The sequence below is a fragment of the Pseudoalteromonas sp. APM04 genome (assembly GCF_022809815.1).
In the GTDB taxonomy this organism is placed as follows: domain Bacteria; phylum Pseudomonadota; class Gammaproteobacteria; order Enterobacterales; family Alteromonadaceae; genus Pseudoalteromonas; species Pseudoalteromonas marina.
Window position 1 is genome coordinate 136,553 of record NZ_CP094441.1, and the last position, 22,464, is coordinate 159,016.

The window sequence follows — 22,464 nt, forward strand, 5'->3', positions numbered from 1 at the left end:
GTGTACGCTCAGCTAAAAAGTTACAAGTATTACACTCTAATCATACGACGCTTGTTGGTGCTCTTCACTTTGCATAGCTTTGAACTCGTTTTTTGAAATAATGGTGACCGATTCGTGCAGCTCTGAAAAAAACACCATGGCTTCACCATTTTTTAGTTGCTGATTGACTTGCGCTACTTTACTTTCAATACTGAACTCTTGCTCGCCATAATCAGTGCCTTCACGCAGTACATAGCTTTCTATTAAATTGTATAGTGTGTCTTTATCAAGTTGTTCAAAAGGGATAATCATTACTGCTTGTTACTCGTTTTGTTTATTATGTGTTGGCTAAAATAGCTAGGTACGGCTTTTTCTAACCAAAAAATGGGTTTAAACGGATTACTACCGCTAATAAATCCAACGTGCCCACCTTTTTCAGAGACGCACAGGGTAACATCTTCACTCACATCTTGCTTGCTAGGCACGGCTTTAATCGACAGCATTGGGTCGTCTTTCGCATGAATGATTAAGGTAGGTACAGCAATATGTTTTAAGTAGGGCATAGCACTGGCTTGACGATAATAATCATGTGCATTCTCAAAGCCATGCAAAGGGGCTGTTATATGATTATCAAATTCTAATAAATCATTAATGTCCATTAATTCATCAGTTGTAATGGGTATTTGCTGCTTAATTTGAGGCAACTTGCGCTGCATCGATTTTTTCATACGATCGAGCAAATACTTTTGATAAATTTTACCCAAGCTTTTGCGTATTACATCACTTGATGATGATAAATCATACGGTGCTGATATAACGGCTGCTGCATTTAATGGGCATCGCTGAGCTTGCTCACCTAAATATTTTGCTAATACATTACCACCTAACGAAAAACCAACCGCAAATAAAGGCCTGTTTGGAAATTGTAGTTTTAAGTGATTAATAAAAAAGGCTAAGTCGTCTGTGTCACCACTGTGGTACGCACGGGGAAGTCGGTTTACCTCTGTTGAGCAGTTTCTAAAATGCATGAGTACAACGGCATACCCTTGCTTTTTTAGCGCTTTCATCATGCCTTTGGCATAAAAGCTATTAATATTGCCTTCAAGGCCATGCAATACAATGGCAAGTGGAGCATTTTCGTTATGCGGAAGTGACCATGCAAGCTCAATAAAATCACCGTCGGGTGTATCAAGCTGTTCTAATTCGTAGCGAGTATTATGAAAAGGGCGGAAAAAACGCGGCATTATGGTTTGAACGTGACGATTGGTCATCCACCATGCGGGTTTAAACTTATGAGTCATGTTTATACTACACACTTTGCAAAAACGAAGCGTTAGTGTATCAAAAAGAATAAAAAGCGCCTAATTAATAACTAATTAGGCGCTTTGTGCGTCGTGCTTAATTTTTTAATGTTGTTCTTTCAGATCAGCGTCGTGTACTTTTTTCATGAAAAAATACACAAAAAATAGGCACAAACTAATAACGACGCCTAAAAAGCCAAATGATAGAAATAACACTGGGTCGCTAAAAAAATCTCTAAAGAATACGTCCATAATTGCCTCCTGATGTCTATGGGGTAATCATAGGTCTATTTTTGCAGCTCTGAACTGATCCAGATCAAGCTATTTTCCTGATTATTAAATGAGTCGTAAAGAAGTTGATTTGGATCAAATAGGTTGGCTAGAGCTAGCGAAACCCAACGAGAATTAATGATAAAAAGCAGTTTCAAGGTAATGAATTACTGTAGGTCGTCATTTATGGCGATAATTTTTATTGTAAGTTTGCTGAGCTAAATCACGGCTTTGTTTTTCTCTTAAAGCGAAGCGCCTCTATGCCTCATTGTGAGTCAGTTATTTAAATAGTTTTTTGCACAAAGAGAGAATGAGAAGTAAATGAGGGGAATGCAAAATTTATTCGCAGCTAAAGCTGGTTCCTACAAGCTTAGTAGCAATAACATCTGCTTGGGCTTATAATTTTCCTTTATAGCTTTATTTTTATACCTAGTAATAATGGTGGTAGGCATTGAACATTATACGGATAGTTAAATACACTTTAGTGATTATGCTGCTGCAAATTGCCTTATCGACATTACTTAATACTGTTGTTGGTTTTGAGCGCTATGCATCATCGAGGCTTGGCGATTACATTCTTATTGCAATCATGCCTTCTAGTGTTTTATCTTTTTTACTATACGGTGTAATGGCATATCGCAGTGATAATTATGCTTGGCGATATACATTTTATGTTTACTTTTTAGGCTCTTTGCTTGGTACAGTAACTGTCTCATTGATATTGCAAGAGTTTTACTTTTTCAGTGAAACTTCCATTATAGAGTTGCCTGTTTCATTGTTAGTTATTACTTTAGCAACCCTAACAGGGTTGCAGTTGCAGCAAAAAACGAATGCTTAAAGCTCTCCAACATATAGCATTACATTAGTGGTCCTCGAATCAGGCTCTAATGTTAAAGTATTCACTTTTTCTACTAACATCTGTTGTTGTTGTTTCTCGAGCTTGAGCTCAGTACTGAGCAGCTCTTTACGAATTACAGCGTAATCTGCAATCTCGGTTTGATTTGCTTTTAGATAGGCGCGTGTAGCACGAAGGGGCTTCAGTACCTGCTGGTCAAATTCACAAATTGATTGTTCAAGCTTGTTTAGCTGAGTTTGACTAACTGCTAGCTTGAGAGAGTCTAGGTAATACAGTAACAAACACAGGTTTACATTTTTACCTAGCTGGTTTTGATAATCCAACAGGCGCGTTTGCATGTCACCCTTGCTATAAAGGTCACATGCAAACTGCCAAAAGTCGTCTTTATTGAGCAAGTTCATCGGCAAAGGCCTGTTCTTTTTCTTCCATTTCTTCAAGCGCCATAAGTAACTCTTCTTCAATATCGTTAAGTTTAGGCGTAAGCGTGGCTTGCTTAGCAATTAACTCTTTTAACCGGGCTTTGTTGTCATCGTTGTAGAGCTCGTTATCGCCAAGTGCAACTTCCACTTCGCTGAGCTCTGCGGTGTGTTTGTCGAGCTGCTTTTCAAGTTTCTCAATTTGCTTTTTAAGCGGTTGAATGGCTTTTCTAAATTCAGCCTCTAAGCGCTTTTGCTCTTTTCTATTAACCCCTGAGTTTGCTTTTGGCTCATCGGCCTGCTCCGATTTAGTAGCCGCTTTATTCGCATTAAGAAGCCATTGGTAATAATCGTCAAGTTCGTAGCCAAATTGGGTTACTTCACCGCTGTCTACAAGGTAAAACTCATCGGCGGTATTTTTCAGCATGTGGCGGTCATGCGATACGGTAACCATAGCGCCTTCAAATCCTTGTAGAGCCATAACAAGAGCATGGCGCATTTCTAAGTCAAGGTGGTTGGTTGGCTCATCGAGTAGCAGTAAATTTGGTTTTTGATATACCAGCATAGCCAGCACTAAACGGGCTTTTTCTCCACCCGAAAACGGTGCTACAGGCTCAAGCGCTTTATCGCCAATAAAGGCAAAGCCGCCTAAAAAGTCGCGTAGTGATTGTTCAGTAGCTTTTGGGTTTAAACGTTGTAAATGCGTAATTGCGCTGGCTTTTAAGTCAAGGGATTCAAGCTGGTGCTGTGCAAAATAGCCAATATTAAGGCCTTGGTGCTGAAATACATCCCCAGCTTGTGGTTTTAAGTCGCCGGCAAGTAATTTAATTAATGTGGATTTACCTGCGCCATTTCTACCCAGTAGTGCAATACGGCTGCCAGGTACTAAGTTCAGCTTAATACTATTTAAAATAGTTACGTCGCCATACCCAGCTTGAGCTTTGTCGAGCGTCATAAGTGGGTTTGGTAGCGCTAATGGCTCTGCAAACTCAAAATTAAATGGTGAGTCAGCATGTGCAGGGGCAAGCTTTTCCATACGCTCAAGAGCTTTAACACGGCTTTGCGCCTGTTTAGCTTTACTGGCTTTTGCTTTAAAGCGAGTAATAAACTGTTCTAGGTGGGCAATTTGCTCTTGCTGTTTTTCGAACATGGCTTGCTGTTGTAATAAACGCTCTGCTTTTTGGCGTTCAAACTGCGAGTAGTTACCTTTGTATACATTGATAAGTTGTTTATCTATGTGCCAAATTTGATCAACCACTGCATCTAAAAACTCACGGTCGTGCGATATAAGTACCAGTGTGCCTGTGTAGGCACGTAAAAAGCGTTCAAGCCAATATACGGCATCTAAATCAAGGTGGTTTGTTGGCTCATCGAGTAATAGTAAATCAGCGTTTCGAATAAGTGCTTGGGCAAGGTTTAAACGCATGCGCCACCCCCCCGAAAACGCACTAACAGGGTTTTCTATTTGGTTATTAGCAAATCCTAACCCATGCAATAGCTCGCCAGCTTGCGATTCAATGCTGTAGCCTTTCATGTTTTCTAGCTGAATATGCACTTTGGCTTGAGTATCGCCATCGTTATTTTGTTCTGCTTCTCTCAGCGCAATACGCAGCGCGTAGTATTCAGGGTGTCCTTGCAATACATAATCAATCGCGCTTATTTCGAGGGCAGGGGTTTCTTGTTTAACCGAAGCAATAGACCAATCTTTAGGAATACTGCAATTACCAGCATCAAGTTGCAATTCAGATTTTAGTAAACCAAATAAGGTTGATTTTCCACAGCCATTGGCGCCCACAAGGCCTACTTTGTGCTCTGGAAATAACGTAGCTGATGCATTTTTTAATAAGGCTGTTCCGCCACGAAGGAGTTCTATTTCTGATATTTGGATCATGAATGCGTTACTTTACTGTACCCTTGTTAAGTTGGCGCTATCATACCATAGAACTTAATGCGCTTATCAAGCGTATCAACAAGTGATGTTATACGATAAAATAGTTGTAGTTCAAACCACAGGAAAAATGTTGTGAGACAAAAGAAGCGATTTATTGCTGGTGCATCGTGCCCTGACTGCAAAGCCATGGATACAATGATGCTTTACAGAGAACATGATGTTGAAAAAGTAGAGTGTGTTGAGTGTGGGCATAAAATGTCACAACCAGAGAACGCTGTTCAGGCATCTACTCGCCAATTTGAGCAAGTCATTGGTGTGTTTAAACCGGGCGACTAACCCGGTTTTTATTGCCTAAGTACACACCTTTTAGTAATGCGGAGGCGGTGGCTCTGGCATATTAGACATCATAGAAGGCGAGGTTTGCGCTTCTTTAATTTTTTCTGCCAGCAGTTCTGTTTGGCGTTTCATTTTAGCTAGCATTTGCTGGTGCACTTTGATCTCATCGTTTAAGATTTCAATCGTTTCATCTTGAAAAGCCACTTTGGCTTCAAGTTCCATTACGCGGTGTTCAATTGTGTTCATTAGTGTCTCGTATAATAAATCGCTCTGCGATACCGCTGGAGCTTTCGGTTAACAACGACTTATCGTTATCTATAAATGCCACATCAAGCACAACGGCCGATTTTGGTTTACTGCCTTCTCGCGGCGTAACTTGCCACGTTTGAATTTTTTCACCGCTTGATATTTGCCATAAATCAACTCGCTTATTAGGCGAACCCGTTGCCAGCAATGTGCCTTGCTCGTTAAAGCGCACGGCGGTAAAAATTTTCTGACGCGCAATATACGCCAGTTTACTCACAAGATCACCTGTAGTCAGTTTCCATACATGTGCTTGTGCCATACTGTCGGCGGTAAATGCAAAGCGACCTTGTGGATCAAGGGTTACTTGAGTAACACGAGTTGGGTGGCTAAAGCGATGAATAACTTGGCCTGTATTGGTATCCCAAAAATAGGCCACGTAGTCGTTAGAGCCGCTTAAGGCGTAGCGCCCATTAGGCGATAAATCAACGGTGTTAACTTTATCTTGATGGCCTAAAAACTCAATGCGACGTCCGGTTTCAAGGTTTAAAAATACAACCACACCATCGCTACGGCCATATAATACACTGCGACCTTGGTTACTAATGGCAATATCTCGAATCGTGGCTTTTTGTATTTTGTAATAGCCTTTGTTTTCGCCAGTGCTGATATCCCACACTGCGAAAGTTGTTTTTTCTGCGGTAACCGCCACGCTGTTATCAAAGGCAATAGCAAGGCTGTAAACTAAGTTGTCTTGTGATTGCTGCTGAAACCATTGGTATTTTAAAACGTGCTGTTGATTATCCCACAGCGCGACCCCATGGTTGATAGAAGAGATTAAACTGTACTTTCCATCGTGAGAGAGAGCTGACGAAAATGCACCTTGTGCGGTGTGCTCAAAGCTTTCTACCGATTGATTTTTTTTATCGGTACAGGCAATGGCTAAAAAACAGCTAAAAACGATTAAAAAAGTACGAAATATCGACATCTTACAGGTATTTCCTCTTAACTCTTAGTGACTGAGAGGTTAGACTAGGTGCGTTAAATGCCTAGGTTGTTTGTCTAATCACTGGATATATATTTCTAAGTTTAGCTAACAATACAGACTTTAGTTATTAAACAAACAGCCTACCATGTAGGGCGTTAATCTTTAACTAGTAATATTACAATAAATGACAACTGCAAAGTATGTCGGAGATTTAAAATGAAAAAGACGATTAGATTGTCATTGATTGCAGCGTCGGTTTTAGCGCTTACAGCTTGTAATCAAGAAGCAAAAAAAGAGCAAGCTGAAGTAACATTAGACACTGTAGAGCAACAACAAGCATACGGTATTGGTGCTTCTGTAGGTAACTTTTTAAATAAAGACCTAGCAGACAAATCTGAAATTGGCATTGAGCTAGACCAAGCGCTATTAATTCGTGGTTTTGAAGATGCACTTGCTGGCAATGCAAAAATTGACGAAGAAAAAATTCGTGAAGTGTTAACAGCTTTAGATACCTCAGTACGCACTAAGCAAGAAGAAAAAGCGAAAGTTGAGTCTGAAAAAAGCAAAGCGGCAGGTGTTCAATACCTAGCTGATAACGCTAAAAAAGAAGGCGTAACAGTAACTGAGTCTGGTCTACAATACGAAGTATTAAGCGAAGGCGAAGGCGAAAAGCCAGCAGCAACAGACGTTGTTAAAGTACATTACAAAGGTACTTTATTAGACGGCACTGAGTTTGATAGCTCATACGCACGTAACGAACCAACTACATTCCCACTTAATCGCGTAATTGCTGGTTGGACGGAAGGTTTACAACTTATGCCTGTAGGGTCTAAGTACAAGTTTACTATTCCTTCAGAGCTTGCTTACGGCGATCGTGACCTTGGTAAAATTCCAGCTAATTCAACACTTGTTTTTGAAGTTGAATTACTAGAAATTCAAAATGCAGAAGCACCTGCAGAATAAGCCAAGCTTAAAACGTAAAAAGGGACCTTAGGGTCCCTTTTTTAATTCGTGTAACTTAATTAAATCTTGATTTAATCAGTATGATTAGAAAACAGGTTATCAATCAGTTCATCTTCAAGCTCAAAACGAAGCTCTAATGATTCACCAATAACTGAAAGGTCGTTATCAAACCCTTCTAATAAGTCTTCTTTATTTACTTCAGCGTACTTGTCATTAAAATCAAGTGCGACATCGGTGGTGCTTGAAATGCGCGGATAAATTGAGTTTGCAAGCTTTTGGCTCTCTAAGCCCTTTTTTTCACAGGCTTTAGCAATATCATCGTACACTTCAAAATGCCCTGCAGAGAGGTAATCCATAAGGAGTTGGCAAAAAGACAGTATTTGTTCAGGCTCTGGTAGCGCGTGATCTTTTTTATCATAAGGCGCAAACCCTGCAATCTTGCAATACAGTACAATAAGTTCTTGGCGTTCATTAAGCCAGTTATCGATTACTGTATGGCTACCACCCCATTTCTGTTGAGCTTTTTCTACACGCGTCAGCATAACTGTTCTCCTAAGCTGGGTTGGTTTTTAGTTACATTCGTTTTTATGTACATCAAGATATATTTAATTTGCGTGTATATCAACAAGTAATGCAGATGTTGTAAAAGTGCAGAAGAATTATTTATTGAAAGGCTAAATATTTTATTGCAGGCAAGAAAAAACCACCGGTTAAGGTGGTCTAATTTCTTCAAGTGGCTTGTTATAACAAGCTTTCTTATTTTTATTAAATGATTTTTATTGTTATTATTTAAAACTTTTTATTTTTATTGTTTTAATAATTTATTATTGTTTTTGTTAACGCGGGAAAGACAATACCAAGGTTTTTGTTATGTTGCAAACATATTAACAAAAAGTTTTAAATGTTAGTGTTTTTTGCCTAATTTATAATCAAAATGGATTAAAACCATCAATATTATTGATCTGCTTCTATGTAAAGGCGTTTTCGTCTTTAAGAAATAGAGAGGCGATGAATATGGTGGTACAATCTTGCATAATTTCTATAAGCATTAGGATCATTTACGCCATGAGCGAATTAAAAAACGACCGTTATTTACGTGCACTTGCAAAACAACCTGTTGATGTAACGCCTGTATGGATGATGCGTCAAGCTGGACGTTATTTACCAGAGTACCGTGCTACACGTGCGCAAGCGGGCGATTTTATGAGCCTGTGCCGTAATGCTGAGCTTGCTTGTGAGGTAACACTTCAGCCACTGCGTCGTTACCCATTAGACGCGGCCATTTTGTTCAGCGATATTTTAACGATTCCTGATGCAATGGGTTTAGGTTTGTACTTCGAAACAGGTGAAGGCCCTAAGTTTGAACGTCCTATATCGTCGCTTGCAGATGTTAAAAAAATACCTAAGCTCGATCCAACTGACGAGCTTGGTTATGTAATGAATGCAGTAAGTACTATCCGCCGTGAACTTAAAGGCGAAGTACCACTTATTGGCTTTTCTGGTTCACCATGGACACTTGCTACATACATGGTTGAAGGCGGTAGCAGCAAAGTATTTGGTAAAATTAAAAAAATGGCGTTTGCAGAGCCGCAAACACTTCATTTATTACTAGATAAACTTGCTGATTCAGTAATCGACTACTTAAACGCACAAGTAAAAGCCGGCGCGCAGTCGTTAATGGTATTTGATTCGTGGGGCGGTGTATTAAGCCCGCGCGACTACAACGAGTTTTCACTGCAATACATGCACAAAATTGTTGATGGTCTGATACGTGAGTACGATGGTCGCAAAGTGCCTGTAACGTTATTTACTAAAAATGGTGGCCAGTGGATAGAAGCCATTGCAGCCACAGGTTGTGATGCAGTAGGCCTAGATTGGACCATTAATATTGGCGATGCTAAACGCCGCGTAGGCGATAAAGTGGCCTTGCAAGGCAACATGGACCCGTCAATGCTTCATGGTACGCCAGATCGTATACGCCAAGAAGTAGGCACTATTTTAGAAGACTTTGGTACAGGCAATGGCCATGTGTTTAACTTAGGTCACGGTATTACGCCAGATGTTGACCCAGAAAATGCCGGTGTATTTATTAATGCTGTGCACGAGCTTAGCGGCCAGTATCACAAATAATTAATGTGTTTTATGCATTAATACTAAAAAGCCCGCTTAACAGCGGGCTTTTTGTTTATACGCTTTAAAGTGCTTACTTAAACAAGCGATTTAAACCATTTAATGCTGCAACTCGATAGGCTTCTGCCATAGTTGGGTAGTTAAATGTGGTATTTACAAAGTAGTCGATATTATTGCCACCATTTTTTTGCTCCATAATGGCTTGGCCAATGTGAACAATTTCAGAGGCACGTTCGCCAAAGCAATGTACCCCAAGTACTTCTTTGGTTTCGGTGTGGAACAATATTTTCAAACTACCTACTTCAGTACCTGCAATTTGCGCGCGTGCAAGGTGTTTAAACTGAGCGCGGCCTACTTCGTAAGGTACTTTAGCAGCGGTTAGTTCTTGCTCTGTTTTGCCCACGGAACTCATTTCTGGAATGGTATAAATACCCGCTGGGATATCAATAATTAACTTATCATCACAGTTACCACAGGCTATTGCATCAGCTGCAATACGGCCTTGGTCAAACGCAGCACTAGCTAGGCTTGGGTAGCCAATTACATCGCCTACCGCATAAACGTTTTCAACCTCAGTTTGGTAGGTTTCGTTTACTTTTATTTGCCCACGGCCGTCGGCTTTTAAGCCAATGGCTTCAAGGTTAAGTGTGTCAGTGTTACCTGTGCGGCCATTCGCAAATAAAATACAGTCAGCCTTTACACGCTTGCCCGATTTTAAATGCATAACAACGCAATCGTCGCGCGTTTCTACACGATCAAACTCTTCGTTATGACGAATAACAATGCCGCTATTCCAAAAGTGGTAGCTAAGTGCATCAGATATTTCAGCATCCATAAAGGCAAGTAAACGGTCGCGAGTATTCACTAAATCAACTTTAGCGCCTAAACCTTTAAAAATAGAAGCATACTCACAGCCAATAACCCCTGCGCCGTATATAAGTACGCGCTGAGGGTCGTGCTCAAGGCCTAAAATAGTATCGCTCTCGTAAATACGAGAATGGCTAAAATCAACTTCAGGTGGGCGGTAAGGGCGAGAGCCCGTAGCAATAACAATTGTTTTTGCAGTAATACGCTCGGTTGAACCGTCAAGACGTTTTACTTCAACAGTGTGTTTATCAACAAAGCTCGCATCACCTTGAAACATATGAATACGATTACGATCGTAAAAGCTGCTACGCAAATTAGACTGCTTAGAAATAACCGAACTTGCGTGACGTAAAATATCAGGAAACGTTAAACGACTCGGGCGTTCACCAATATTAAACAACGGGTTGGCTTTGTATTCAATATAGCGGCTAACCGAGTGACGTAATGCCTTAGAAGGGATAGTTCCCCAATGCACACAACCGCCGCCGACTGTTTCTTGGCGCTCTATAACCGCTACTTTTTTGTTGTTTTTCGAAAGGTTCATGGCGGTGCCTTCACCGCCAGGGCCCGTACCAATAATTATTGCGTCATATTGGAAACTTACGGGTGCTTTTTTCTGTTCTGGTTGTTTGGCCACAGCCACTCCTAAATTAATTAAAAGAGGCTTTTAATAACCTCGCATTAAGTGCTAGCCATGCCTGCTTTTGATTTTCCCAGGCGGCTTCCAGCTCGTGATATTGTGCCATTAAAGCTGAACGTTCACACTGCTTTGCCATATTATTTTTTTTAACTTCTAAAACTTGTTTTTGAAGTGAACAATAAGTCTGCAGTTTTTTCAGCAATAAATCGTATTCTTGTTGTAATAATGTAAGCCTATCTTGCGCTAAAGGCAATTTTGCAAGGCGTGTTTGCGTTTTGCTCATAAGCGTATCGGCTTTGGCTTTTTCTATGCGCTCAACAGGGGTACGCTTTAATTTACTGGCTAAACCAACAGCAGCTAAAGAGCGAATCATCCATTTAGTGGGGTCATAATGAAACCACTTAATCCCATTACGGTAATCACTTGCAAAAATATGATGAAAGTTATGGTAACCCTCGCCATAAGTAAATAACGCTAAAAAGCCATTATCGCGTGCGGTATTTTTTTCAGTGTATGGGCGCGAACCCCATATGTGAGCCACCGAGTTAATAAAAAAGGTAAAGTGTTGGCTTAATACTAAACGCAGTAAACCCGCTAAAATAAGCATACCCCATACGTCGCCCACTAATAAACCAAGTACTAATGGTAGGCCAACATTCATCGCAATAACTAGTTTTAGGTAGTGCTTGTGTTGCCACATAACGATTTTATTACGCTGTAAATCACGACAATTACTGTAATCACCGTAGCTATCGCCTTGGTAGTCACGTAACATCCAGCCAATGTGGCTGTACCAAAAGCCATTGGTTGCGGCGTAAGGGTCTTTTATTGGGTCGTCAACTTGGCCATGGTGTATACGGTGATCGCTACTCCAGTGCAAAGCGCTGTTTTGCAACGCAAACGCACCGCCAAGGGCAAAAATAAATTCAACAGCAGGATGAGCATTATATGTTTTATGTGCCCATAAACGGTGGTAACCGGCTGTGATAGATAGGCCCGCAAAAAACATACAGGCTACAAAAGCAATCCAATGTGCGCTGGTAAATCCGTAGCTAATGCCATACCAAGGAACAAGTGTGATAGCCGCTAAAAAGGTAAGGCTAAAAAATAGGACGTTTGTCCAGATAATCGGTGGTTTATTCATCATTCTCAATCTCAGCGTACAACTGTAAGCTAAAATAGTATTTCAAACTCTCGCCGTCAAGTATTAGACTGGGGAATTGAGCTATTATCACTAAATATTAATATAAAATTATTCAGGGAGTTGTTGATGTCGGGTGTTAGAGCGCAACAGAAACAAAAAACACGACAAGCCTTAATTCAGGCGGCATTTAATCAGCTAAGTGCAGATCACAGCTTTTCGAATTTAAGTTTACGCGAAGTAGCCCGCGAAGCCGGCATTGCGCCCACCTCGTTTTATCGCCATTTTAAAGACATGAACGAGCTAGGTTTAACCATGGTAGATGAAGCCGGTTTAACCCTTCGCCAGCTAATGCGCCAAGCCCGCAGACGCATAGCAAACGACGGTGGCAGTGTAATCAACACCTCGGTTGTTACGTTTATGGAATTTATAGACAGCTCAAGCAACCAATTTAGGTTATTACTGCGTGAGCGCTCTGGCACATCTAAGGCGTTTAGAGCCGCAGTCGCACGCGAAATCAAACACTTTATTTTAGAGCTTGCCCACTATTTAGAAAGCGAAACCAAGTGCGACGCCATGCACGCCTACATTCAATCAGAAGCCATGGTAACACTGGTATTTAATGCCGGCGCTGAAGCATTAGATATAGAAGGCCAACAACTTGACGAACTTGTTGAGCGTGTTATTTGGCAGCTGCGTTACATAACGCGTGGTGCAACCCATTATGTAAGAGAAAAGGCTGACTAATTTAAATTATTTACATAAAACATTGTAGATTTATTGTTCTAATTTCATTATATTACGCGTTGTAAAAGCAGCGCGTTACCTAGACAGTAAAAAATAAATAACTCTCTTACAAAGAGAAAGCGAGGATGCAAATGCTCACCAAGGATCCGGTGAACTTAAATTACCCCCCATTGTTTGAACAACCACATGACGAGCTTGAAAACTCTCAGCCCGTGGTTACATTCTCTCATTTGAGCCGTGCTCAATTTTGCCAACTGCCAAAAGTACTACAGAGCAAATTACAAAGTAATTTATTTGGTGTGGTAGACAAGTACCAAGCTGCTTGCCTGCGCGACGATACACGCAGCCAATACTGGGTAAAAAATAAAGAGTGGCAAAAAGTGTCGTATTCGGCTTACAAACAAGCAAGTACGCGTGTTGCTATTTATCCAAAACAAACTCAAGCACCCACAAAATACTCAGGCGCAATTAATAATGGCTCAATAGCATCATCGCAAGCAGCGCTACAAAGTAATAACTTTACTAATAAAGGGGTTATAGCCCCTAATACACCTGCATTTATTAATAGCCAAGCAGCGGCGCAAAATACGCCACAGTATATAAACCAGCAAAGCTATAAGGCTAAAACAACAAAAAAACCTCGCCCTGCGCAGCAGTATACCCCCGCTATACGCATTTATAAGCCAGAGCTAAACAGCACAATGCTATTAAAAGCATCGCACACAGTTAGGCAAAATTTTACAACTCACGTACTTAGCGCCGCCGAAACCGTAGAGCAACTCGCACAGCAATATACCGGCTATAAAAATGCCAACTTAATTTACGATTACAACTTAGGCTATAGCGAACGCAAACCTGCAAAAGCAGGCACAAGCTTAACAGTCCCCAATGGTTGGAAACTTAATATTGAAGGCTCATGCAGTAACAGCCGCAGTGTAGTTATTCAGTGGCAAGGGCCAACTAGTGGGCAAATAACGCTACAACTAGAAAAAAAACGCCCCGACGAAGTCTCGTTTTGGCAGCACTACGCTGAAGTAAAACCGGGTATTTATAATGTTACGGTAACGGCCAGTGGCGCAACCGACACCACCACATTTACAGTTGAACAACCCACTTTAGCCTACGAAATAGAACTACTCGACGAAGCTGGCGAGCCACAAGCTAACATGGGCTACAAAATACGCCTACGCAACGGCCACATTATTACCGGGCAGCTTGATCAAAACGGCTATGCCAACGTATCAGGCCCCGACTTTGAAAATGCTAAAGTCAGCTTTTTTGAACTCGACAGCGAAGATTGGTCTGTAGGTAAAGTTTAAGGATATACAATGACCCAACAACACACCGTAGCCCAAGGTGAAACGCTATTGCGCATAGCAAAGCAATACGGCTACCAAACATCTAAAGCACTTTACAACCACCCAAGCAATGCAGAGTTTAAAGCCCTACGCCCAGACCCAAACTTAATTTACCCGGGCGATAAAATTACGATTCCGCCAAAAAAAGAAAAGTTCATACCGCTGCGCACCAACAGCATTAATAGCTTTGTTGTACAAAACGAAAAAGAATACTTTCGCCTGCAAGTTATTCATGAAGATGGCGACGATATTACGGGTAAGCGCATCGTAATTACTATTGGTAGCCAAACAATAGACACTGTATTACCAAGCAATGGCTTAATAGAAGTTGAGTTAAACGAAAATGATTCACTCACTGGGCAGGTTGATTTATACCTCAAGGAAGATCAAAGCTCACCAAGTGAAAGTTTTACCGCACAAGTTGGTCATTTAGATCCCATCGATACCCTTTCAGGCGTACAAGCTCGCTGTAATTTATTAGGCTTTGACTGTGGTACAGTTGATGGAATTAACGGCTCAAAAACCAAAGCGGGAGTGAGGGATTTTCAATACGAGCATGATCTCGAAGTAGATGGAATTGCAGGGGCAAAAACCAAAGCAAAATTACAGCAAGTATTTGGGAGCTAAAATGAATATTTCACAGTGTTCGCCCATGCAGATAAATAATATAAATAAAAAGTATATTACAGAGCCAAAAATCACCTTTGCATACCAGTTAAATTTAACTAAATCATCGGCTAAACCAATAAACCCGCTCAATGAGAAAATTATTTTAGAACATGTGGAAAGCAGCTGGCGCCAAGAATGCCCTGTCGGTGAACGACGTATTGTAGATACAGATTGGGTTCGGCTCACGTTTAAAAAAATCCCTACAGAAGGTACATTTAATTTATTACAAGATCCTAATGACGGGGCTGAGCCTTTTTATATCTTTGAACGAGTGCCTTACGCACAGCTCAGTGGTCAAACACCGCAAGCAGAATTAATGCCAAGCATTAATATAGATGATGAATGAATTTATTATAAATAACATAGGCTTAAGATATAAATCCATTGATGAATTCACACCGCATATACTAGGATTACCCATGTCATTAATCTCAAAAAACACAGCCCGATACAAACCGTTTTTAACGCCGCTGTTAACTAAGTCATTTTTACGCCTTGCAGTAATAATGTTATTAAGTGTCGCTACATTGCTATTAACTGGCTGTGGTGAGGAGCCTAATCCACCTGCTAAACAAGTTGCTGAAGAGCAACCCAGTCGATTTAGTAAAGATAAAAGAGCATATCGGCATACATATCATCCTGAGTGGCCTAAAGAGGTGCGCGACGAGGTGTATGGCGATAAAAAAACATTTTCAACCCCGCGTATTTTATTTAACGCGAAAGTCGAATGGATGAAAAGGAAAACGCTGTTCTCAGCACGGATGGATGGCTCTGATAGGCGCCGCATTATCCCAGAAGCTGCCTTTGAAGGTAGAGGGCTTATTGGTAGCCACACGCCAAAGCGCTCTCCTGATAACCGGTACATTGCTTTATCTATGGATACAACAGAGCACGGTTTTACCCGCGAGCTGTGGGATACCAAAACCCAACAGTTTATTTTAATGAGTGAAGGTTATGGGCATGCCCATTTTAATTGGACTAAAGACAGTGAAAATGTGATTTTTTACGCCAGTGGAAAGCATTATAACTTCCATGTGCCTACAAAAAAGCTCACTGAGCGGCCAATTATTTACTCTAATGGCTTGTATTTATTACCAGACGGCAAAACTTTTTTAGCCGATAAAAAAAATAAATATTGGTTACATGACTTTAATGGCGATGTGATAGAGAAGGTCGATTTAGGCTTTAATACTCAATTTACTATGAAGTATTTAAAAGTATCCCCCTTCGGTGATTATATTTATTTTGTATCAGAGGGACTTGGATACCCTAAAAATTACTGGATTAATTTATCAGATCCGAGTAAGCGCATTATACTACCAAGGAAAGCAGGGACGTTTTTTTTCTCAAATAAAAAAATAAAGTGTTTAGTCCCGCATCAAGAGATTCGACAGAGCTAATGGGGGACGGCCGCCCATACCCTGATTATTACTTTATTGAATTGGATTTAATCACTAAGCAAGAAAAAGAAATACCGCTTAAAGAAAGTAATATTTGGGGCATGGGAACTTTGCGTATTTTTGGCGTGTTTAATATCAAGGATGAACAATGACAGAGCAATTTGATAAAGGGCAATCTAGTTTTCCTAAAGCGTATTTACTCACGGGTTATGTTAATGGGGGGGAGCCAATCAGTAAGCTCACTCCACTGTTTAACCGTGTGGTGGTGGCTGATAGCAATGAAGCCACACCAATACTATTAAGTAGTGATGAAGGTGCGGTGTTAGAAACTGTTGATGACAAACAGTTAACAACACGCACACCGTTTCATACTCATAAAACTATTTATCTTAAGCTTCTTAAGCTTCTTAAGCTCAGCAATGCTGCTTCTACGGCCAATTTACACCGTACAATCAAGGACTATTGATGTCATTAATCTCAGTAAAAAACTCACCAATAACGCCGCTGTTAACTAAGTCATTTTCACGCCGTGCAGTAATAATGTTACTAAGTGTCGCTACATTGCTATTAACTGGCTGTGGTGAGGAGCCTAATCCACCTGCAAAACAAATTACTGAAGAGCAACCAAGCCGATTTAGTAAAGATAAAAGAGCATATCGGCATACATACCACCCTGAGTGGCCTAAAGAGGTGCGCGACGAGGTGTATGGCGATGAAGAAATATTTTCAACCCCGCGTATTTTATTTAACGCGAAAGTCGAATGGATGAAAAGGAAAACGCTGTTCTCAGCACGGATGGATGGCTCTGATAGGCGCCGCATTATCCCCGAAGCTGCCTTTGAAGGTAGGGGGCTTATTGGTAGCCACACACCCAAGCGCTCGCCAGATAACCGTTATATTGCCTTGTCTATGGATACAACAGAGCACGGCTTTACCCGCGAGCTGTGGGATACTAAAACCCAACAGTTTATTTTAATGAGCAAAGGCTATGGCTATGCCCATTTTAATTGGACCAAAGACAGTGAAAATGTAATTTTTTACACCAGTGGTAAACATTATAACTACCACGTACCCACTAAAACACTCACTGAGCGGCCAATCATTTACTCTAATGGCTTGTATTTATTGCCAGATGGTAAAACCTTTTTAGCACATAAAAAAAATGAGTATTGGTTGCATGATTTTAATGGCGATGTGATAGAAAAAGTCGATTTAGGTTTTAACACTCAATTTAGTATGCAGTATTTAAAAGTATCGCCTTTCGGCGATTATATTTCTTTTTTATCAGAGGGACTTGGATACCCTAAAAATTACTGGATTAACTTATCAGACCCCAGTAAGCGTATTATATTAGACTATGATAGATATACATATTTTTTCTCAGATAAAAAAAATAAAGTAATGTATATTGAAACGATAAGGTCAACGGAGGAGATGAAGCCGAATGGTCGATTCTATTTTGATGACTATATTGTAGAAACAGATTTACTTACTCAAAAAAAGAGAAAAACACCCTTAAAGGAATGTGGTATTTGGGGAATTGGGTCAATATATATTTTTGGCGTGTTTAATATCAAGGATGAATAATGACAGAGCAATTGAATACAGGAATATGTAGCTTCCCTAAAGCGTATTTACTCACTGGCTATGTGAATGAAGGTAAGCCAATCAGTAAGCTCACTCCGCTGTTTAACCGTGTGGTGGTGGCTGATAGTGATGGAGCTGCACCAATAATATTAAGCAGTGATGAAGGCGCCGTGCTTGAGGCTGTTGATGGCAAGCAGTTAACAACACGAACACCGTTTCATGCCCATAAAACCCGACCTATTATTGTGCCGCCGGTAGATGCGATAAGCTTGTTAGCGGCAAGCCAAGGTGATGAGTGGTTTGAGGCGTTTAAAACTCAACTAGGAAGTTATAAGGGGAAGACCAATACCCTGAGCTACACAAAAATTGCAGTTGAGGATTTAAAGCGCCCTGATATTAATAGTAAAGATAAAACTTACAGCGATTGGTATAACGAGCACATTATTAAATGCAAGGTAAGCCATATTTATGGTTATGTGATACCCAAAACACGGGCGCTGTTGCTGAGTGTAAATCGCTCTATTCCGTTAGCGGCCGGCGCTGGTAATGTTGAGGTAATCAAAGGTACTGAAAGGCCAATTATAGGTTTTTTTAATACGGAGGATGAACTAGGAGCTGATAGCAAAGTCTACACCGCTATAATTAATAGCAGTGACCAAAAATTAAGTGCAGGACTATATAAAATTAGGATCTATTTAAATAAAGTAGAGCTTGAGGATCTGCACTCCTATTGGAGCCAAAACGCTCTTAGTTATGATGAACATGGCACCCCTTATTACGAACTCAGCGAAATGTTACATTTTGATATTCAAAATGAAGCCGGTGAGTTTGATATTGTTAACTGCGACCCAATTTCAGTTGAAGAGTCACTGATTAAGCAGTTTCCGAGTTATTACCCCCATTTAATTAACTTTGCAAAAAACACGGCCTCTGCCCCTGCTGCTTTTGACCCTAATGAGCCAAAAAAAGGCTTGCCTGAATATGGCTCGCCCGATGCCAAAATGCCGAATAGCAAACCCACGGCAATTGCCAGTGGCTTTTTAGATTACTGTACAAATTGGGAGTTAACTAAAACCCGCGCCAGCCTTGCTGCGGGCTTTTTAGTTGCCGACATGCAGCAATATGTTGATGCCGATGGCGTACACCATGATAACCGAGGGAAATTTGCCAAGTTAGTTGCTAAAACGCTGCATACCCACTTTCAAACTAACCAAGACCCTGCAGTATCGGCAATGCTTGATGCTACCTTTGCACTTGATAGCGGTGTTGATGCGTGGGCTAAAATGAGGGAGGCGTTAATTAACCCCAGTGACCTGACAACAAGCGATGCATTAAGCAAATACTTCTTACCTTTTAGTTTAGCTAACGGTGGTTTAACTGATAATCAGGAACGGCAATTCAATAATACCTTCGGTGATACGTTAGGTGTGCCTGCGCGCGTACTCAACGTATTAGATAAGTCTATCAATACCGTTGATTTAGCTGTAAGTATTAGCGCGTTTAGTGAGGCGACCATATCGTACTTTGGTAAGGCGAAAAACACTTTAAACACTAGTGTTAATCATTATAAAAGAGTAGCTGATGATTATTTTGCCCGTTTAAGCGAGCGCGAAGTAAGCCACGATGTAGTTATTCAAAGCCAGTTTGAACTTGATAGTGACGTTGTGAGTGAGCAGTACCAAAATGAAATAATATCGCGTAGCCAAATTATTGTTGAAGGGCTGCTCGCAAACCCTAATGCAATGGTTGATATTTCGGGGTATACCTGTGATATCGGAGGCGTTGAATATAATAAAAAACTGTCTTTAAGGCGCGCTGAGGCTGTTAAAAGTATTTTGGCTGAGCAGATGATTAGCCGCGGTATGGATTCTAACCAAGTTGAATCTCGCATGCGGGTATATGGGTACGGCATGCTTGAGAACTTGGTTGATAACGATTCAGAAAGCCAACGGGCAATTAACCGGCGGGTAAGCCTTAAGGCTTATATTGTCAGTAGCCTTGCTGTAAGTGTCTCACGTGAGGGGCTGAATAATTTAGAACGTTACCGTAGCTTAAGTGTTGAGAAAAAAATCGCACGCTCAAAAGAGGGCGACAAAGCATTAATGGCGGCGCTTGACACTGCGCTTGCGGTATTAAGTGTAATACCTCATACCGCGCTTGCGGCACGCTCAATTGGTTTTTTTAAAGCTGTGGTAGACGCAGCGCCTGTTGTTACTCGTGGCGTTGCTGCATTAGCTGATGAAGTAATGACAGATAATATATGCAAACAATATTTAGCAGTTGATGATAGGCAAAAACAGCAAAGCGAACGAAGTAGCGCCAACCAAGCACTGATGCGTGATTTAGTAACAGAGATGAACAGTAACCACACCATTGCTAATAGTACTTTGTGGGCGGCGCAATACAGAGTAAGAGCTGAAGCCATTGCGGGTTTAGTGGGTTTACTACTGAGAGCGCAAGTGTATGCAAGCACCAAAGAAGACTACATTAACAATGCAAGAAAATTAGAGATTCAAGCGTATATTGAAAACTTTTTACTCGGCGATGAGTGGGCATATCCGCTAATAGATAACGCGGTAATAAAAATGGATACGTTTTGGGTTAACTTAGTTGAAAACGTAAATAAAATGAAAAGCTCTGGTGCCGCTGAGCAGGAGTATCAATTAACCTACGGTGTAAACCAAGACTTTAAATTAACCGCCGCAAGTAATCGTAAAACGTTATACGAAAACCACGTACAAGTAATGGACGATAAAAGAGCAACATCAAGTTTGATAGGCATGGTTAGCCCTGCGCTTGGGTTTTATATGATGTCTAAAGCGCCAGTGTCTTCATTGCAAGGTTACTTACAAACACAGTATCAAAAGTATTTTCCGATTCATACTTTAGGCACTAATGAGCTTGACAACTTTATTGATACTTTTGACCCCTTAATGATGCAATACGGTGAGGCAAACTATCATTGTAGTGTGATGTATTACCAAGATGTTAATACCAAAAAATGGCACTTAATGAGTGATTTAGGGGATGAATCAATTACACCATTTACGCCGGTTAGAGTGCTGGTAGTGTTTGATGAAAAAATGGCCCATATAGCACCACTCACATTTGAAGTGGAGCGTATCGATGGCTGGGATGTGACCAGCATTAAGTATTCAGAGCTTGCACGTGCGTTGACCAAAGATGAGCTGTTTATAAATCAAGACGGTTTTGATGAATCGCGCTATATAGGGATGGTTGGGTGTGTATTTCAGCCATTTTATCAACTTGGGCCTAAAACGTATTTAGGCATAAAGCCAACCGCACACCAAGGAGCTTTTTTATTACCCGGGATTAATAGCGCAGATGACTATGCTGACTCTGGTCGGCTAAATAATATGCGCTATAGAATCACGTGCCAAGTGGCTGGCACTAAGAGTGAAGATTTACCGCTTCAACAAACACCTGCACAAGGCCCTGTTGAGTTTGATGGGGTATTTAGTTTTATTGAAGACGACTTTTTAGTGAGTGTTGATAAAGAAAAGCACAGCTCCATGTTAATTAAAGACTACCTAACAAGCTATGATTCAAGCTTTGCCTACCCTGAGTTATTTGATGGTGAGAAAACCGTTACTATGGCAATTAGAATTGGGGGCAAAGGCGCGCCATTTATCTCATTAGCGAATTTAAACAATGAGTATTTAGAGGGACCTTACAAAAAAACTATTAATGAAGAGCTGTATAAGCGCGAGCTTTGGGCAAGTGAAAATAAAAACAACCTTACCATCACTCGCCACGGTAATAGCCTTAAAATTAAAAAATATGATTGGGATACTGAAATAGAAGTGTTTGTCGTGGTAACCGCTGATAAGTTACTTGAAGATAATTACAGCAAAGACCTGATCAACCTTAACCCCAATACTATTCCGTGCTCTTTAAGTATGGCGGGTATTTCGTCAAGTTGGCTCAAAGACAGTGAGTTGCAAGGACCTACTTATCCCAGTAATTTAATTAATATTGGTGAAATTGAGCGTTCTCTAACAGGTGGTTTTAACAGAGGCAAAATACGTGGTAATCACTATAAACTAACAAGACGACGTAAAGTTAAAGAGCAATTTCAACTTCGCGATTTTATCTCATTTTTAAAAGATGATACTCCAGAGGTACTCTCGTTGTTTAATTGGCATAACAAAAAAGCTGAGTTAGACAAGCAAGGCCAAACTGAGAAAAAACATTTGTATGTCGCACGTTTTAAACTGGATTATAAAACCCCTAAAGGTAATACCGTAAAAGGTATTCGCCCTTTCGGTAACGTGGACATAAACGCTAATGGCTCGGTTGATGAATCACCTAAAATATGTTTTAAAGAATTTAGAACGGCTGGTAATTCAGGAATAAGCGTTGCCGACTTTAGTACTGTTGATGGTTTGTTTTTAGACGATACATACAGCCATGGCTTTGGTCTAGAGGTGGAGTTACCGAAATCGATAACCAGCAACGTGCCATGGTCTAAAGCCATGAAGAGTAAACGCTATAACAAACTCGAGCCCCACTTGAGTGATTATCAAAAAGACTTTTATAGCTCCAATGACATGACTGTTGATGAAGTTAAAGAGTGGTTTGAAACACATTCAAACAGCTTATATGAAGCGCGTATAGAGGCAATCAATGTACGTAAAATAAGTGATTAGCCACAATATACA

22 protein-coding genes are annotated in these 22,464 nt (G+C 40.7%); 13 read left to right on the forward strand and 9 right to left on the reverse strand.

Going from position 1 to position 22,464, the window contains the following annotated elements; genetic code table 11:
* Window positions 1-36 precede the first annotated feature (36 nt).
* Both MTP24_RS00660 and MTP24_RS00665 read right to left on the reverse strand, forming a co-directional pair.
* Entirely contained in the window at window positions 37-291 is a 255-nt protein-coding gene (locus MTP24_RS00660) for a YheU family protein (RefSeq protein ID WP_243532296.1), read from the reverse strand.
* The gene (locus tag MTP24_RS00665; protein ID WP_138740762.1) at window positions 291-1,280 is read right to left on the reverse strand and encodes a hydrolase; all 990 of its coding nucleotides are present in this window, start codon (window positions 1,278-1,280) and stop codon (window positions 291-293) included. Before MTP24_RS00665 ends, MTP24_RS00660 begins: the two co-directional genes overlap by 1 nt.
* 721 nt (window positions 1,281-2,001) lie before the next feature.
* Here MTP24_RS00665 and MTP24_RS00670 point away from each other — a divergent pair.
* The gene (locus MTP24_RS00670; protein WP_138740763.1) at window positions 2,002-2,388 is read left to right on the forward strand and encodes a hypothetical protein; all 387 of its coding nucleotides are present in this window, start codon (window positions 2,002-2,004) and stop codon (window positions 2,386-2,388) included.
* Here MTP24_RS00670 and MTP24_RS00675 read toward each other — a convergent pair.
* Both MTP24_RS00675 and MTP24_RS00680 read right to left on the reverse strand, forming a co-directional pair.
* Window positions 2,385-2,807 carry a TIGR02444 family protein gene (locus MTP24_RS00675; protein ID WP_138740764.1) on the reverse strand — a complete coding sequence of 141 codons (423 nt, stop codon included), beginning with the start codon at window positions 2,805-2,807 and terminating at the stop codon, window positions 2,385-2,387. The two genes, MTP24_RS00670 and MTP24_RS00675, sit on opposite strands and share 4 nt — an antisense overlap.
* On the reverse strand, window positions 2,791-4,713 hold the full coding sequence (locus tag MTP24_RS00680) for an ATP-binding cassette domain-containing protein (protein ID WP_138740765.1): 1,923 nt from the start codon (window positions 4,711-4,713) through the stop codon (window positions 2,791-2,793). Before MTP24_RS00680 ends, MTP24_RS00675 begins: the two co-directional genes overlap by 17 nt.
* A gap of 132 nt (window positions 4,714-4,845) precedes the next feature.
* Here MTP24_RS00680 and MTP24_RS00685 point away from each other — a divergent pair, with 132 nt between their 5' ends.
* Window positions 4,846-5,049 carry a YheV family putative zinc ribbon protein gene (locus tag MTP24_RS00685; protein ID WP_010557786.1) on the forward strand — a complete coding sequence of 68 codons (204 nt, stop codon included), beginning with the start codon at window positions 4,846-4,848 and terminating at the stop codon, window positions 5,047-5,049.
* A gap of 30 nt (window positions 5,050-5,079) precedes the next feature.
* On the opposite strand, the gene MTP24_RS00690 is transcribed toward MTP24_RS00685, so the two are convergent.
* Together MTP24_RS00690 and MTP24_RS00695 are read right to left on the reverse strand one after the other, a co-directional pair.
* A complete protein-coding gene (locus tag MTP24_RS00690; RefSeq protein WP_006793743.1) occupies window positions 5,080-5,295 on the reverse strand; it encodes a SlyX family protein in 216 nt (71 codons plus the stop codon).
* A complete protein-coding gene (locus MTP24_RS00695) occupies window positions 5,282-6,280 on the reverse strand; it encodes a hypothetical protein (protein WP_243532299.1) in 999 nt (332 codons plus the stop codon). Before MTP24_RS00695 ends, MTP24_RS00690 begins: the two co-directional genes overlap by 14 nt.
* Window positions 6,281-6,496: 216 nt before the next feature.
* Between MTP24_RS00695 and fkpA the strand changes: the two genes are divergently transcribed.
* A complete protein-coding gene (fkpA, locus tag MTP24_RS00700; protein WP_008126756.1) occupies window positions 6,497-7,243 on the forward strand; it encodes an FKBP-type peptidyl-prolyl cis-trans isomerase in 747 nt (248 codons plus the stop codon).
* A gap of 71 nt (window positions 7,244-7,314) precedes the next feature.
* On the opposite strand, the gene rsd is transcribed toward fkpA, so the two are convergent.
* On the reverse strand, window positions 7,315-7,785 hold the full coding sequence (rsd, locus tag MTP24_RS00705; protein WP_243532301.1) for a sigma D regulator: 471 nt from the start codon (window positions 7,783-7,785) through the stop codon (window positions 7,315-7,317).
* A 523-nt stretch (window positions 7,786-8,308) separates the two neighbouring features.
* Here rsd and hemE point away from each other — a divergent pair.
* Window positions 8,309-9,373 carry a uroporphyrinogen decarboxylase gene (gene hemE / locus MTP24_RS00710; RefSeq protein ID WP_008126752.1) on the forward strand — a complete coding sequence of 355 codons (1,065 nt, stop codon included), beginning with the start codon at window positions 8,309-8,311 and terminating at the stop codon, window positions 9,371-9,373.
* Window positions 9,374-9,446: 73 nt separating this feature from the next.
* Here hemE and sthA read toward each other — a convergent pair whose 3' ends face one another.
* Together sthA and MTP24_RS00720 are read right to left on the reverse strand one after the other, a co-directional pair.
* Window positions 9,447-10,877 (reverse strand): Si-specific NAD(P)(+) transhydrogenase, encoded by a 1,431-nt coding sequence (gene sthA / locus MTP24_RS00715; RefSeq protein WP_010557785.1) that lies wholly within the window; start codon window positions 10,875-10,877, stop codon window positions 9,447-9,449.
* A 13-nt stretch (window positions 10,878-10,890) separates the two neighbouring features.
* The gene (locus MTP24_RS00720; protein WP_006793749.1) at window positions 10,891-12,024 is read right to left on the reverse strand and encodes a fatty acid desaturase; all 1,134 of its coding nucleotides are present in this window, start codon (window positions 12,022-12,024) and stop codon (window positions 10,891-10,893) included.
* A gap of 126 nt (window positions 12,025-12,150) precedes the next feature.
* On the opposite strand from MTP24_RS00720, the gene fabR reads away from it, so the two are divergent.
* From fabR to MTP24_RS00765, 9 genes are all read left to right on the forward strand, one after another.
* A complete protein-coding gene (fabR, locus tag MTP24_RS00725; protein WP_006793750.1) occupies window positions 12,151-12,768 on the forward strand; it encodes an HTH-type transcriptional repressor FabR in 618 nt (205 codons plus the stop codon).
* 131 nt (window positions 12,769-12,899) lie between these two features.
* A complete protein-coding gene (locus MTP24_RS00730; RefSeq protein ID WP_243532304.1) occupies window positions 12,900-14,087 on the forward strand; it encodes a hypothetical protein in 1,188 nt (395 codons plus the stop codon).
* A gap of 9 nt (window positions 14,088-14,096) precedes the next feature.
* Window positions 14,097-14,753, forward strand: a complete 657-nt coding sequence (locus MTP24_RS00735) for a peptidoglycan-binding protein (protein ID WP_243532306.1) — start codon at window positions 14,097-14,099, stop codon at window positions 14,751-14,753.
* A gap of 1 nt (window position 14,754) precedes the next feature.
* Window positions 14,755-15,141 carry a hypothetical protein gene (locus MTP24_RS00740; protein WP_243532308.1) on the forward strand — a complete coding sequence of 129 codons (387 nt, stop codon included), beginning with the start codon at window positions 14,755-14,757 and terminating at the stop codon, window positions 15,139-15,141.
* A gap of 73 nt (window positions 15,142-15,214) precedes the next feature.
* On the forward strand, window positions 15,215-16,195 hold the full coding sequence (locus tag MTP24_RS00745) for a hypothetical protein (RefSeq protein ID WP_243532310.1): 981 nt from the start codon (window positions 15,215-15,217) through the stop codon (window positions 16,193-16,195).
* Entirely contained in the window at window positions 16,195-16,347 is a 153-nt protein-coding gene (locus MTP24_RS00750; protein WP_243532312.1) for a hypothetical protein, read from the forward strand. The genes MTP24_RS00745 and MTP24_RS00750 overlap by 1 nt, the downstream gene beginning before the upstream one ends.
* A complete protein-coding gene (locus MTP24_RS00755) occupies window positions 16,344-16,661 on the forward strand; it encodes a hypothetical protein (protein WP_243532314.1) in 318 nt (105 codons plus the stop codon). Before MTP24_RS00750 ends, MTP24_RS00755 begins: the two co-directional genes overlap by 4 nt.
* On the forward strand, window positions 16,661-17,782 hold the full coding sequence (locus MTP24_RS00760) for a hypothetical protein (RefSeq protein ID WP_243532317.1): 1,122 nt from the start codon (window positions 16,661-16,663) through the stop codon (window positions 17,780-17,782). Before MTP24_RS00755 ends, MTP24_RS00760 begins: the two co-directional genes overlap by 1 nt.
* Window positions 17,782-22,452, forward strand: coding sequence for an OmpA family protein (locus MTP24_RS00765; protein WP_243532319.1), 4,671 nt, complete (start codon window positions 17,782-17,784; stop codon window positions 22,450-22,452). The genes MTP24_RS00760 and MTP24_RS00765 overlap by 1 nt, the downstream gene beginning before the upstream one ends.
* Window positions 22,453-22,464: the final 12 nt, after the last annotated feature.

Coding starts and splice junctions, on each gene's coding strand:
- MTP24_RS00730 (WP_243532304.1), top strand. CDS start 12,900: ATGCTCACCAAGGATCCGGTGAACTTAAATTACCCCCCATTGTTTGAA.
- MTP24_RS00765 (WP_243532319.1), top strand. CDS start 17,782: ATGACAGAGCAATTGAATACAGGAATATGTAGCTTCCCTAAAGCGTAT.
- MTP24_RS00665 (WP_138740762.1), bottom strand. CDS start 1,280: ATGACTCATAAGTTTAAACCCGCATGGTGGATGACCAATCGTCACGTT.
- MTP24_RS00660 (WP_243532296.1), bottom strand. CDS start 291: ATGATTATCCCTTTTGAACAACTTGATAAAGACACACTATACAATTTA.
- fkpA (WP_008126756.1), top strand. CDS start 6,497: ATGAAAAAGACGATTAGATTGTCATTGATTGCAGCGTCGGTTTTAGCG.
- MTP24_RS00720 (WP_006793749.1), bottom strand. CDS start 12,024: ATGAATAAACCACCGATTATCTGGACAAACGTCCTATTTTTTAGCCTT.
- MTP24_RS00740 (WP_243532308.1), top strand. CDS start 14,755: ATGAATATTTCACAGTGTTCGCCCATGCAGATAAATAATATAAATAAA.
- MTP24_RS00755 (WP_243532314.1), top strand. CDS start 16,344: ATGACAGAGCAATTTGATAAAGGGCAATCTAGTTTTCCTAAAGCGTAT.
- MTP24_RS00680 (WP_138740765.1), bottom strand. CDS start 4,713: ATGATCCAAATATCAGAAATAGAACTCCTTCGTGGCGGAACAGCCTTA.
- MTP24_RS00750 (WP_243532312.1), top strand. CDS start 16,195: ATGGGGGACGGCCGCCCATACCCTGATTATTACTTTATTGAATTGGAT.
- MTP24_RS00745 (WP_243532310.1), top strand. CDS start 15,215: ATGTCATTAATCTCAAAAAACACAGCCCGATACAAACCGTTTTTAACG.
- hemE (WP_008126752.1), top strand. CDS start 8,309: ATGAGCGAATTAAAAAACGACCGTTATTTACGTGCACTTGCAAAACAA.
- MTP24_RS00675 (WP_138740764.1), bottom strand. CDS start 2,807: ATGAACTTGCTCAATAAAGACGACTTTTGGCAGTTTGCATGTGACCTT.
- MTP24_RS00695 (WP_243532299.1), bottom strand. CDS start 6,280: ATGTCGATATTTCGTACTTTTTTAATCGTTTTTAGCTGTTTTTTAGCC.
- MTP24_RS00760 (WP_243532317.1), top strand. CDS start 16,661: ATGTCATTAATCTCAGTAAAAAACTCACCAATAACGCCGCTGTTAACT.
- rsd (WP_243532301.1), bottom strand. CDS start 7,785: ATGCTGACGCGTGTAGAAAAAGCTCAACAGAAATGGGGTGGTAGCCAT.
- MTP24_RS00690 (WP_006793743.1), bottom strand. CDS start 5,295: ATGAACACAATTGAACACCGCGTAATGGAACTTGAAGCCAAAGTGGCT.
- MTP24_RS00735 (WP_243532306.1), top strand. CDS start 14,097: ATGACCCAACAACACACCGTAGCCCAAGGTGAAACGCTATTGCGCATA.
- fabR (WP_006793750.1), top strand. CDS start 12,151: ATGTCGGGTGTTAGAGCGCAACAGAAACAAAAAACACGACAAGCCTTA.